General features: G+C 61.0%; 10 protein-coding genes. 6 read left to right on the top strand and 4 right to left on the bottom strand.

Features of this window, described 5'->3' with window-relative positions; genetic code table 11:
• Window positions 1-28: 28 nt before the first annotated feature.
• The 6 genes from NA619_RS02845 (at window position 29) to NA619_RS02820 (ending at window position 5,367) form a co-directional block, all read left to right on the top strand.
• A complete protein-coding gene (locus NA619_RS02845) occupies window positions 29-1,087 on the top strand; it encodes an ABC transporter substrate-binding protein (protein WP_255959735.1) in 1,059 nt (352 codons plus the stop codon).
• A gap of 89 nt (window positions 1,088-1,176) precedes the next feature.
• Complete coding sequence (locus tag NA619_RS02840) at window positions 1,177-1,980, top strand: alkaline phosphatase family protein (protein ID WP_255959733.1); 804 nt, start codon at window positions 1,177-1,179, stop codon at window positions 1,978-1,980.
• Window positions 1,977-2,888 (top strand): ABC transporter permease, encoded by a 912-nt coding sequence (locus tag NA619_RS02835; RefSeq protein ID WP_255959731.1) that lies wholly within the window; start codon window positions 1,977-1,979, stop codon window positions 2,886-2,888. Before NA619_RS02840 ends, NA619_RS02835 begins: the two co-directional genes overlap by 4 nt.
• Window positions 2,875-3,675, top strand: coding sequence for an ABC transporter permease (locus NA619_RS02830; RefSeq protein WP_255959729.1), 801 nt, complete (start codon window positions 2,875-2,877; stop codon window positions 3,673-3,675). The genes NA619_RS02835 and NA619_RS02830 overlap by 14 nt, the downstream gene beginning before the upstream one ends.
• Window positions 3,676-3,712: 37 nt before the next feature.
• The gene (locus tag NA619_RS02825) at window positions 3,713-4,714 is read left to right on the top strand and encodes an ABC transporter ATP-binding protein (protein WP_255959727.1); all 1,002 of its coding nucleotides are present in this window, start codon (window positions 3,713-3,715) and stop codon (window positions 4,712-4,714) included.
• Window positions 4,714-5,367 (top strand): HAD family hydrolase, encoded by a 654-nt coding sequence (locus NA619_RS02820; protein WP_255959725.1) that lies wholly within the window; start codon window positions 4,714-4,716, stop codon window positions 5,365-5,367. The genes NA619_RS02825 and NA619_RS02820 overlap by 1 nt, the downstream gene beginning before the upstream one ends.
• A gap of 15 nt (window positions 5,368-5,382) precedes the next feature.
• On the opposite strand, the gene NA619_RS02815 is transcribed toward NA619_RS02820, so the two are convergent.
• The 4 genes from NA619_RS02815 to NA619_RS02800 are packed head-to-tail and all read right to left on the bottom strand — an operon-like array spanning window position 5,383 to window position 11,505.
• Window positions 5,383-6,579, bottom strand: coding sequence for a hybrid sensor histidine kinase/response regulator (locus NA619_RS02815; protein WP_255959724.1), 1,197 nt, complete (start codon window positions 6,577-6,579; stop codon window positions 5,383-5,385).
• Between the two features lie 3 nt (window positions 6,580-6,582).
• Entirely contained in the window at window positions 6,583-7,185 is a 603-nt protein-coding gene (locus NA619_RS02810; protein WP_255959722.1) for a chemotaxis protein CheB, read from the bottom strand.
• Complete coding sequence (locus tag NA619_RS02805) at window positions 7,182-8,000, bottom strand: CheR family methyltransferase (protein ID WP_255959719.1); 819 nt, start codon at window positions 7,998-8,000, stop codon at window positions 7,182-7,184. The genes NA619_RS02810 and NA619_RS02805 overlap by 4 nt, the downstream gene beginning before the upstream one ends.
• A gap of 1 nt (window position 8,001) precedes the next feature.
• Window positions 8,002-11,505 carry a response regulator gene (locus NA619_RS02800; RefSeq protein ID WP_255959717.1) on the bottom strand — a complete coding sequence of 1,168 codons (3,504 nt, stop codon included), beginning with the start codon at window positions 11,503-11,505 and terminating at the stop codon, window positions 8,002-8,004.
• Window positions 11,506-11,676: the final 171 nt, after the last annotated feature.

Here is an 11,676-nt window from a genome sequence, read left to right as displayed (position 1 = left end):
CCAACCCCACCTGCGTAAGGAGCTTCGAATGAAACGACTGCTGCTGGCTTCACTGCTGGGATCGGCGATCGCCCTGGCCACCTCGGCGAACGCTGCACAAATGGACATGAAGAGTCTCGAAGAGGCGGCCCGCGCGGAAGGTGAGGTCAATAGCGTCGGCATGCCGGACAGCTGGGCCAACTGGAAGGACACCTGGGAAGACCTGAAGAAGAAATACGGCCTCAAGCACATGGACACGGACATGAGCTCGGCCCAGGAGATCGCCAAGTTCGCCGCAGAAAAGGACAACGCGACGGCTGACATTGGCGATGTTGGTGCCGCGTTCGGCCCGATCGCTGTGCAGCAGGGCGTGACCCAGCCATACAAGCCAAGCACCTGGGAGCAGATTCCGGAGTGGGCCAAGGACAATGACGGTCACTGGATGCTGGCGTACACCGGCTCGATCGCCTTCATCGTCAACAAGCAGTTGGTCGACAAGGCCCCGACTTCCTGGGCGGAGCTCAAGGAAGGCAAGTACAAGGTTGCCATCGGTGACGTCAGCGCAGCCGCTCAGGCGGTGAACGGCGTGCTGGCTGCAGCCATCGCCAATGGCGGCGACGAGAAGAACATCCAGCCTGGCCTGGACTACTTCGCCGAGATCGCCAAGAAAGGCCGTCTGTCGCTGTCGAACCCGACGATCCAGACGCTCGAGCGCGGCGAAGTCGAAGTCGGCGTGGTCTGGGATTTCAATGGACTGTCGTACCGTGACCAGATCGATCCGAGCCGTTTCGAAGTGCTTATTCCCTCCGACGGTTCGGTCATTTCCGGCTACAGCACCATCATCAACAAGTGGGCCAAGCACCCCAATGCCGCCAAGCTGGCGCGCGAGTACATCCTCTCCGATGCCGGTCAGATCAATCTTGCCAAAGGCAATGCGCGGCCGATTCGTGCCGAGCACCTGACCCTGCCGGCCGAGGTACAGGCCAAGCTGCTGCCGAACGAGCAGTACGCCAAGGTCAAGCCGATCGAGGATGCGGATGCCTGGGAAGCGACGTCCAAGGCGCTGCCGCAGCAGTGGCAGGAAAACGTGATCATCGAGATGGAGTGATGGTTCACACATGAAGGGTGGTGGGCTAAAGCGGATTGCCGTCCGGCCCACCCCACGTGTCCAGGGACTGCCCTCGATAGGAACGATCCATGCGCAAAGCCATCCTCGTGATCCTCGACGGCCTGAGCTATCAGGTGGCCGAGCACGCGCTCGGCCACCTTCATGCGCACTGCATGGCCGGGCGCGGGGCGTTGTACCGGCTGCAATGCGAGCTGCCGGCGCTGTCGCGGCCGTTGTACGAATGCATCCTGACCGGCGTGCCACCAATCGACAGCGGCGTCGTACATAACGACGTGGTGCGGCTGTCCACCGAGCGCAGCATCTTCCATTACGTCCGCGATGCCGGTTTGAGCACAGCGGCCGCGGCCTATCATTGGGTCAGCGAGCTGTACAACCGGGCGCCCTTCCAGGCGGCACGCGACCGACACAGTGACACGCCCGAACTGCCAATTCAGCACGGCCACTTCTACTACGAGGACCACTATCCGGACTCGCACCTGTTCGCCGACGCGGAGAGCCTGCGCCTGCGATACAACCCGGACTTCCTGCTGGTACACCCGATGAACATCGACGACGCCGGCCACAAGCACGGCCTGGATTCGTCCCAGTACCGCAACGCTGCACGTCGCGCGGACATTCTTCTCGCCGAATACCTGCAGCGCTGGCTGGACGATGGCTATCAGCTGATCGTGACGGCCGATCACGGCATGAACCGTGATCGCTCCCACAATGGCCTGCTACCAGAGGAACGCGAGGTGCCCTTATTCGTGCTCGGCGCGGCCTTCAGTCTCGATGCAACGGCCCGTCCAAAGCAGACGGAGCTATGCGGCACCCTGTGCGAACTGCTCGGCGTACCGCATGACAAGCCGCTATGCCGGGAGCTGCTCACATGACTGCGCAGCTCGAGGACAACCTCAAGACCGCTGCCGTACGCGACCATGCCCCGCCAGCTATCGCCAGCCGCAGGGCACCGCGAAGCAGACGCCTCGCACTACTCTGCCTCGTACCGTTCGCCCTGTTCTTCGTTGCGTTTCAGATCGCCCCGCTGGTGTGGGTCACGTTCAACAGCCTGATCACGCCCGAGGGCTGGGGCCTGGCCAATTTCCAGAAGATCTTCGGCTCGAAGTTCTACCTGCAAGCCATCAAGCACAGCCTGCAGATCGCGTTCTGGTCGAGCTTGTTTGGCATCGTTATCGCGATCCTGGGCAGTTACTCGCTGCGTCAGGTCGATTCCAGGCTGCGTGACTTCGTCATGGCCTTTTCCAACATGACCAGCAACTTCGCTGGCGTCCCGCTGGCGTTCGCCTTCGTCATCCTGCTCGGCTTCAACGGCGCACTGACGATCCTGCTCAAGCAGGCCGGCATCATCGAGGACTTCAATCTCTACTCCAAGACCGGCCTGATCGTGCTCTACACCTACTTCCAGATCCCGCTGGGCGTACTGCTGCTCTACCCCGCCTTCGATGCGCTACGCGAGGACTGGCGCGAATCGTCCGCCCTGTTGGGCGCCGGCACCTGGAGCTACTGGCGATTCATCGGCTTGCCGGTGCTGACGCCAGCGTTGCTTGGCACCTTCGTCATCCTGCTTGCCAACGCGCTGGGCGCATACGCTACCGTCTACTACCTCACCACCGGCAACTTCAACGTATTGCCGATCCGCATCGCGGCGATGATTTCCGGCGACATCTCCCTCGACGCGAACATGGCCAGCGCCCTGGCGATGGTATTGGTGGGGTTGATGGCGGTGATCACCGTGGCGCATCAGCTGCTGCTCAAGAGGAGCTACCATGCGAGCCGCTGAAGCCAGGCGCGGCCAGCTCTACCACCGTGTCGTGGTGTGGTTGCTGTTCCTGATTCTGCTAATGCCGCTGGCAGCGACCTTTCTCTATTCGATCTCCAGCAGCTGGTCGGCGACGATTCTGCCGGACGGGTTGACCTTCGACTGGTATCTACAGCTCTGGAGCGAAGAGCGCTTCCTGCGTGCATTCGGCCAGTCGCTGCTGGTCTGCTTTGGCGCGCTGGCCCTGGCGGTGGTGCTGATACTGCCAATGCTGTTCGTGGTGCATTACCACTTCCCCAAACTCGACGGTTTGATGAACATCCTGATCCTGCTGCCGTTCGCCGTGCCGCCGGTGGTGTCCTCGGTCGGTCTGCTGCAGCTGTACGGCTCCGGCCCGCTGGCGATGGTCGGCACACCGTGGATCCTCATCGGCGCCTACTTCACCATCGCCCTGCCATTCATGTATCGCGCCATCAGCAACAACCTGCAGGCCATCAACCTGCGCGACCTGATGGACTCAGCCCACCTGCTGGGCGCCAGTACCTGGAAGGCGGCGTTTCTTGTGGTGCTGCCGAACCTGCGCAAAGGGCTGATGGTGTCGCTGTTCCTGTCGTTCTCCTTTCTATTCGGCGAATTCGTCTTTGCCAACCTGCTGGTCGGAACGCGCTACGAAACCCTGCAGGTGTATCTGAACAACATGAAAAACAGCAGCGGCCACTTCAACAGTGCGCTGGTCATTTCCTACTTTTTCTTCGTGCTGGTATTCACCTGGGCTGCGACCCGCCTAAATCGTGAGCGCACGTCATGACCCTTGCCGCTGCAGCCAACCAGAACAGGACGGCCTCATGAGCTATCTTTCCATCCGCAACCTGCACAAGGCCTTTGGCGATACCCAGGTCTTCAGCGATATCGATTGCGAAATCGGCAAGGGTGAACTGATCACCCTGCTGGGCCCGTCCGGCTGCGGCAAGTCGACCCTGCTGCGCTGCATCGCCGGGCTGACCGAGGTGGATGGCGGCCAGATTCTGCTCGACGGCGAGGACCTGGTGCCGCTGTCCCCGCAGAAGCGCCGCATCGGCATGGTCTTCCAGAGCTATGCGCTGTTCCCCAACATGACCGTGGAACAGAACGTTGCCTTTGGCCTGCGCATGCAGAAAGTCGCGCGAGACGAAAGCACCCGCCGCGTAAGCGAGGTGCTGGCGATGGTCGAGTTAAGCGACTTCGCCAAGCGCTACCCGAGCCAGCTGTCCGGCGGGCAATGCCAGCGGGTGGCCCTGGCGCGCTCGCTGGTCACACGCCCTCGCCTGCTATTGCTCGACGAACCGCTGTCGGCGCTGGATGCGCGTATCCGCAAGCACCTGCGCGAACAGATTCGCGCGATCCAGCAAGAGCTGGGCTTGACCACCATCTTCGTTACCCACGATCAGGAGGAAGCGCTGACGCTTTCCGACCGCATCCTGCTGATGAATGCCGGCCGGATCATCCAGAGCGCGGACGCCGAAACCCTGTACACCGCGCCGGTGGACGCCTTCGCTGCAGGCTTCATCGGCAACTACAACCTGCTCGCCGCCGACGTCGCCACCCGCCTGCTGCAACGCCCGATCAATGGGCAGGTCGCGATCCGGCCCGAAGCCATTGCGCTGACCAATGCAGCAAAAGAAAACGCCGGAATCACCGCCGTGATCAAGAGCCACAGTCTACTTGGCAATGTGATCCGCTATCGCGTCGAAGCACGTGAAGTCGAACTGCTGGTCGATGTACTCAATCGCTCCGCGGCCGATCTCTATCCCCACGGCCGGCAGGTAAGCCTTACCATCGACGCTTCGGCAATTCACGAGGTGGCTTGATGGCATTGGCAATATTTGACCTGGATGAAACCCTGATCGACGGCGACTGCGCCAGCCTTTGGGCGCAGGAGATGGCCAAGATCGGCTGGGTAGACGGCGAGTCCTTCCTGCGTAAGGACGCCGAACTCATGGCCGAGTACGCCTTCGGCCGGCTGGCGATGGAGGACTACATGACCTTCAGCCTGGCCCCGCTGGTGGGCCGCACCGCCGACGAGGTCGAGCATGTGGTCGAGCCCTTCGTCGAGGACGTGATCGAACCACTGATCTACAGCGATGCCATGCGCCACGTCGCCGAACATCGCAAAGCCGGCGACCGCGTGCTCATCATTTCGGCGTCGGCCGAATTTCTGGTCAAGGCAGTCTCCGCACGGCTTGGCATCGAGGATGTACTGGCGATCCGGCTGGAAGAGCAGCACGGGTTCTACAGCGGCAAGACGCAGGGAGTACTCAGCTATCGCGAAGGCAAGGTGACGCGGCTACAGGAGTGGGCAGAGGCTGAAGGCGAATCGCTGGACGGCGCGCACTTCTATTCCGACTCGATAAACGACCTACCCTTGCTTGAGCAAGTGGCGCATGCGCATGTGGTGAACCCTGACCCGCTCCTGCGCGAGCAGGCAGAGGTCAGAGGCTGGCCGATCCTGGCCTGGAGATAGAACGGCGGGGCCGTCTCAGGCCCCGGCGTTCAACGGCAGCAGCACACGGAACAGTGCGCCCTTGCCCTCTTCGCTCTCCACCTGGATACGGCCCTTGTGGGCTTTGACGATCTGCTCGGCGATGAACAGGCCGAGGCCAAGCCCCGCGCTGCTTTCGCTGCCTTCGGCACGCTCGAACTGACAGAAAATACGCTCCAGGCTCTTTGGGCTAATTCCGATGCCCTGGTCGCGTACCTCCACGCAGGCCGACTCGCCCTGGCGAGAAACACAGACCTGCACCGGATTGCCGGCGCCATAGCGCATGGCGTTGGTCAGCAGATTCGCCACAACCTGCTCGATGCGAAATTCGTCCCATACGCCGACGAGAGGATCGGGACGCTGGAACAGCAATGAGCATCCGCTGGCTTCCATTTGCGGGGCAAAGTTTTCGACCATGCTGGCGACAAGCTTGCCGATATCGACCTGCGAAGGACGGATCGACAGCTTCCCGGTGCGAATCCGTGACACGTCCAGCATGTCGTCGATCAGGCGGATCAGGCTCTGCACCTGACGCTCGTCCTTGTCGACCATATGGCGCAGCTTGTCTTCGCTGAAAGCGGCGAGGTTGTTACGCCCAAGCTGCAATTTACGCAGCTGCACTTCAAGAATGAGGGTATTGAGCGGGGTCTTCAGTTCGTGAGAGACGATGGACATGAAGTCGTCACGCGTGCGCACTGCGTCTTCCAGTTCGGCCTTGGTGCTGCGCAATTCGTCGAGAAGAACCTCCTGCTCACGGCGGCTGCGCTCGAGTTCTTCGAGCTGGCGCGCCATCCGCTTGCGGTTGCGATACAGGTCGACGAAAACGCTGACCTTGCTGCGCACCGCATGGATGTCCAGCGGTTTATGCATGAAGTCCACGGCGCCGGTTTCGTAACCCTTGAACGCGTAGTTGAGTTCACGGCCGGCAGCGCTGACGAAAACGATGGGGATCTGCTTGGTGCGCTCGGTGCTGCGCATCAGCTCGGCCAGTTGAAAGCCGTCCATACCGGGCATCTGCACATCGAGAATTGCCAAGGCGAACTCGTGCCGCAGCAGCAGCTCGAGCGCCTGCTCAGCCGACTCGGCCTGATGCACGCGGATCCCCGGCGCCTTGAGCAGCGCGTCCAGTGCCAGCAGATTCTCTGGCAGATCATCGACGATCAGCAGGTTCGCTTCATCCGTTTGGTCGGTCATCGGTCACTCCAGTGCACGCAACAGTCGATGGATATCGCGCAAGGGCAAAATGAAATCCGGCGCGAAGCGCTGGAGTGCTGCAAGTGGCATGGTAGCGACCTCGGCTTCGCCGGGATCCTGAACAACCGTCAAACCGCCGGCCAGCCTGATCGCATCGAGGCCAGCTGCGCCGTCTTCGTTGGCGCCCGTCAGCAAGATGCCGACGACCCGCTCTCCCCACGCATCGGCGGCCGACTCGAAAAGCACGTCGATCGATGGGCGGGAAAAATGCATCGCATCGTCCTGACTCAGCGACAGGCTCAAATCACTCTCGACCAGCAGGTGATAACCCGGAGACGCAAAATACAGGGTTCCGGGACGTACCGGTTCTTTATCACCCGCCTCTGTCACCTTGAGGTCGGTTTTGCGCCGGAAAATCTCCACCAACTGTGTAGGCCCTTTGGGTGGCACGTGCTGGACCATCAACAGTGGCAGCCGGTAGCTGCTCGGCAGGCCGGTCACCAAGGCGCTGAGCGCGGCAAGTCCACCGGCCGACGCACCGATCACCACCGCGTCCAGGGGTCGGTCAGCCAGCTTGGCAAAAACATCGGGGACCGGGCTGGTCATAGCTTGCGGAACACCCGCTCCTGCTTGTTGAACGCCTCGAAACGCTCGGCATAGCCGGAAAACTCGACGGTTTCCTTGCTGCCTAAGCCGAGAAAGCCGCGGTGACAGAGCGATTCGTGAAACAGGCCGAAGGCACGATCCTGCAACGGCTTGTTGAAATAGATCAGCACGTTGCGGCAGGAAACCAGCTGGGTCTCGGCGAAGACGCTGTCGGTCGCCAGGCTGTGATCGGCAAAAGTCACCTTCTCTTTCAATGACTTATCCATGATTGCGGAGTCATAGGCCGCCGTATAGTAATCGCTCAGGCTGCGCTTGCCACCGGCGCGCTGATAGTTGTCGGTGTACTGCCGCATGTTGTCGATCTTGAAAATGCCCTGGCGGGCCTGTTCCAGCGAGCGCGGGTTGATGTCCGTAGCGTAGAGGATCGTGCGATCCAGCAGCTCCTCTTCCTTGAGCAGAATGGCCATGGAGTAAACCTCCTCGCCCGTGCTGCAACCGGCAATCCAGATCTTCAGCGACGGATAAGTGCGCAGCACTGGCACCACCTGTTCACGCAGCGTCAGGTAATAGCTCGGGTCGCGAAACATCTCGCTCACCGGAATAGTGAGGAACTGCAGCAGGTCCATGAACGCTTTCGAATCGTAGAGAATCTTGCGCTGCAGCTCCGAGATGTTCTCGCACTGCATCTGCTTGAGCGCCAGCAGCACACGGCGCTTGAGCGAGGCGCTGGAGTAGTCCCGGAAGTCGTAGCTGTAGCGCAGGTAGATCGCTTCGATCAGCAGCTTCAGTTCGATGGCCTGGTTGCGGTCCGGCATGTCAGAGCAGCTCCACCTTCGGTAGCCAGACACGAATCAGCGAGAACAGGCGATCCAGATCGATGGGCTTGGCCAGGTAATCGTTGGCGCCGGACCGCAGGCAGCGATCCTGATCATCCTTCATGGCCTTGGCAGTGACCGCGATGATCGGCAACTTGGCGAAGCGCGGGTCTTTGCGGATCTCCTGCATGGCGGTGAAGCCGTCCATCTCCGGCATCATGATGTCCATCAGGACCAGATCGATATCGCTGACGTTCTGCAACTGGGCGATGGCTTCATGGCCGTTGCGGGCGATTTCGATCAGCGCGCCCTTCTGTTCCAGCGCGCTGGTCAGCGCGAAGACGTTGCGCACGTCATCGTCGACCACCAGTATCTTGCGGCCTTCGAAGGCCTTTTCACGGCTGCGCACGCTTTTGAGCATCTTCTGGCGCTCCGGCGGCATGTCCGATTCGACCTTGTGCAGGAACAGCGTGACCTCATCAAGCAGCCGCTCCGGCGATCGGGCGCCCTTGATGATGATCGAGCGCGAATACTTCATCAGCGCCGCCTCTTCATCTCGGGTCAGGTTACGCCCGGTGTAAACGATCACTGGCGGGAACGAGCAGATGTCCTCACGCGCCATGCGCTCGAGTAGCTGGTGGCCGTCCATGTCCGGCAGCTTGAGGTCGATGATCATGCAATCGAAAACGGTGGAACGCAGCAGCTCCAGCGCCTGTTCGCCGAACTCTACAGCGGTGATCTCGACGTCCACGTCCTCGATCAGCCGAGACACGCTTTCACGCTGACGGGCATCGTCCTCAACCAGCAGGATGCGTTTGACCTTCTGCGCCAGCTTGGCTTCGAGACGGCTGAAGACTTCCTTGAGATCCTCACGGGTAGTCGGCTTGGTCGCGTAGCCGATGGCGCCCATCTGCAGCGCGGCTTCCTTGCGATCCTCGACGGAGACGATGTGCACCGGGATATGCCGGGTGATGGGGTTTTCCTTGAGCCGCTCGAGCACCGTTAGCCCGGAATGGTCGGGCAGGCGCATGTCCAACAGGATCGCGTCAGGGCGGTATTGCACGGCCGTATCGAAGCCGTGATCGGCGTTGTGTGCGATCAGACAGCTGTACTTTAGTTCGTGCGCCAGGTCGCGAAGGATGCCGGCGAACTGCGGCTCGTCTTCAATCACCAGCACCGAACGTTCACTGAAGGGGAAGCCACCTCGATCATCGCTCACCGTGGGCAGCGCATATTCGCGCGCAGGCTCGATGCGCTGAGTGACGACCGGCTCGGCAGCCGCAATGGCCGTCACCAGCGGCTGGATCGGGGCCGGAGCGACGGTTTCCGACTCGGCTACCAGTGGCTCGCTGTAGTTTTCCGGAACGACCAGGGTAAACACGCTGCCGGCGCCCGGCTCGCTGCTGACCTCGATGGTGCCGCCCAGCAACTGCGCCAGCTCTCGGGAGATCGACAGGCCCAGACCAGTGCCGCCGTAACGCCGATTGGTGGTGCCGTCGGCCTGGCGGAACGCTTCGAAAATTACGTCGTGCTGATCAGCGGGAATACCGATGCCCGAGTCACGAACGGCAAACGCGATCTGCTCCCCCTCGCGGCGCGTCACACGCAGCTCTACCGAGCCTTTCTCGGTGAACTTGAAGGCATTCGACAGCAGGTTCTTGAGGATTTGCTCCAGCCGCTGGCGATCGGTGTAGAGGCTCGACGGCAGGCCTTCATCCAGTTCCACGTTGAACTGCAGCGTTTTCTCCAGCGCCTGGGCGAGGAACAGGCTTTTCAGACCGTCGACCATGCGCGTCAGAATCAGCAATTCTGGACGCACGTCGAGCTTGCCCGCCTCGACCTTGGAGATATCCAGGATGTCGTTGATCAGATTCAGCAGGTCGTTGCCTGCCGAATAGATCGAGCGCGCGAACTGAACCTGATCATCATGCAGATTACCGTCCGGGTTGTCGGCCAGCAGTTTGGCGAGAATCAGCGAGCTGTTCAGCGGCGTGCGCAGCTCATGGGACATGTTGGCGAGGAATTCGGATTTGTAACGGCTGGCTCGCTGGAGCTCATCGGCGCGCTCTTCGAGCATCAGCTGCACCTCGTGCAGGCGATTGTTCTTCAGGTCCATCGCGTCGCGCTGACGCGCCAGTTCCTGGGTGTGTTCCGCAAGCTGCTCGTTGGTCTGCTCCAGCTCGGCCTGCTGTTCTTCCATGTGCGCCTGGGATTCACGCAGGGCGCTGGATTGCTCTTCCAGTTCTTCGTTGGCGGCGCGAAGCTCTTCCTGTTGCACCTGCAGTTCTTCGTTGAGCTGCTGGGTTTCGGCGAGCATGCGTTGCAGCCGCTGGCGGTAGCGGGCCGCCTCGATCGCCGAACCGATGTTCTCCCGCACGCGGCTGAGCAGCTCGCTGTCCTCGTCACGCAACGGCCGCAGGAAGGCCACTTCCAGCACAGCGTTGAGCATTCCGCTGTCTTCTATGGGGAAGATCAGCACAGATGTCGCGTCCGCGCTGCCCAGCGCTGAGCTGACTTTCAGATACCCCTGAGGCAGGTTGTCCAGCCGCATCACGCGGCGCTCCAATGCGGCCTGGCCTACCAGGCCCTCGCCGATTTCCAGGGTGCGGTCACTGTTCAACCGGTCCTTGTCCCACCCGAACTCGGCGACACGCCGCAACTTGCTGTCCTGAGTGACGTATAGCGCGCCTACGGACACATCGATGTAGCGCGACAGAAAGGTCAGCACGTTCTGACCAAGGGTCGGCAGCGTCTGCTCGCCTATGATCGATTCACTGAGTTGGGTCTGACCACTTCGGTACCAGGCCTGCTTCTCCAGCGCAGCTGCATGCGCCTGCTGCCGATCGAGCGAATCGGCGTAGCTCTCCGCCAAGGTGAACAGATCGCGCCGGCCAAAATAGACCAACAAACCGCTGAATATCAGGCTGAACAGCAGAAAACTGCCAATCAGCACGGTTGTGATCATCTCCGACGTGTCGGTGCGTTCGGCTCGAATCTGGCGCTCGTGAGCGATGAAATCGTTCAGCAGGCGGCGCTGCTCCTCCTTTATCTGCAAGCCTTGCTTGCTGCGGACGTAGTCAACGATGGATTCTTCGGCAGCGCGACGGGTAATCGCTTCTTCGGCAAAGCCGACCCACTGCTCATGTAGCCGGCCGACTCGCTCAATACGATTCAGCTGTACCGGATCATCTTCCGCGTACTCTTTCAGCTTGCTCATTTGGCCGTCGAACACGGGTAGTTCGTTTCGATAGGGCTCCAGGAATACATCTTCTCCTGCGATGAGATAGCCGCGCATGGAGGCTTCCATGTCGCCCATCACTTTCAGCATATCGTGCGCGTGGGCAACCCCGACCACGGAGCGCTCGACCCAATGACCGACGTTGAGCAGAAAATAGACGATGGCGCTGAAAAAGAACGCACTGAGAAAACCGAAGCCGAGCGGCACCGCCACGTTACGGTTGAGGATGCGCTTGAATTGAGTTTGATCGATGAAAGAGTCGCCCATCTGGTTCCTTCCCAGGCTCTGTGCCAAGACAGAGACCCACGGCCGCGCGGGCAGTTGCATCGCGTCGAAGCGCGCGCTCTGATCCCGTCAAGTTCTAGGTGATTCGCGTGAGATGCCGCCAGGCACGCAGTAGACCGGGGACTTTACACCGCCTCGCTTGCAAGCACAAAA

Origin of the sequence: Stutzerimonas stutzeri, assembly GCF_024448895.1 — a bacterium.
GTDB lineage: Bacteria > Pseudomonadota > Gammaproteobacteria > Pseudomonadales > Pseudomonadaceae > Stutzerimonas > Stutzerimonas stutzeri_Q.
This window is presented reverse-complemented; position numbering and strand designations above follow the sequence as displayed.

Excerpts from the sequence above, each read along its gene's own strand:
- NA619_RS02845 (WP_255959735.1), top strand. The coding sequence starts at position 29 with ATGAAACGACTGCTGCTGGCTTCACTGCTGGGATCGGCGATCGCCCTG.
- NA619_RS02840 (WP_255959733.1), top strand. The coding sequence starts at position 1,177 with ATGCGCAAAGCCATCCTCGTGATCCTCGACGGCCTGAGCTATCAGGTG.
- NA619_RS02835 (WP_255959731.1), top strand. The coding sequence starts at position 1,977 with ATGACTGCGCAGCTCGAGGACAACCTCAAGACCGCTGCCGTACGCGAC.
- NA619_RS02830 (WP_255959729.1), top strand. The coding sequence starts at position 2,875 with ATGCGAGCCGCTGAAGCCAGGCGCGGCCAGCTCTACCACCGTGTCGTG.
- NA619_RS02825 (WP_255959727.1), top strand. The coding sequence starts at position 3,713 with ATGAGCTATCTTTCCATCCGCAACCTGCACAAGGCCTTTGGCGATACC.
- NA619_RS02820 (WP_255959725.1), top strand. The coding sequence starts at position 4,714 with ATGGCATTGGCAATATTTGACCTGGATGAAACCCTGATCGACGGCGAC.
- NA619_RS02815 (WP_255959724.1), bottom strand. The coding sequence starts at position 6,579 with ATGACCGACCAAACGGATGAAGCGAACCTGCTGATCGTCGATGATCTG.
- NA619_RS02810 (WP_255959722.1), bottom strand. The coding sequence starts at position 7,185 with ATGACCAGCCCGGTCCCCGATGTTTTTGCCAAGCTGGCTGACCGACCC.
- NA619_RS02805 (WP_255959719.1), bottom strand. The coding sequence starts at position 8,000 with ATGCCGGACCGCAACCAGGCCATCGAACTGAAGCTGCTGATCGAAGCG.
- NA619_RS02800 (WP_255959717.1), bottom strand. The coding sequence starts at position 11,505 with ATGGGCGACTCTTTCATCGATCAAACTCAATTCAAGCGCATCCTCAAC.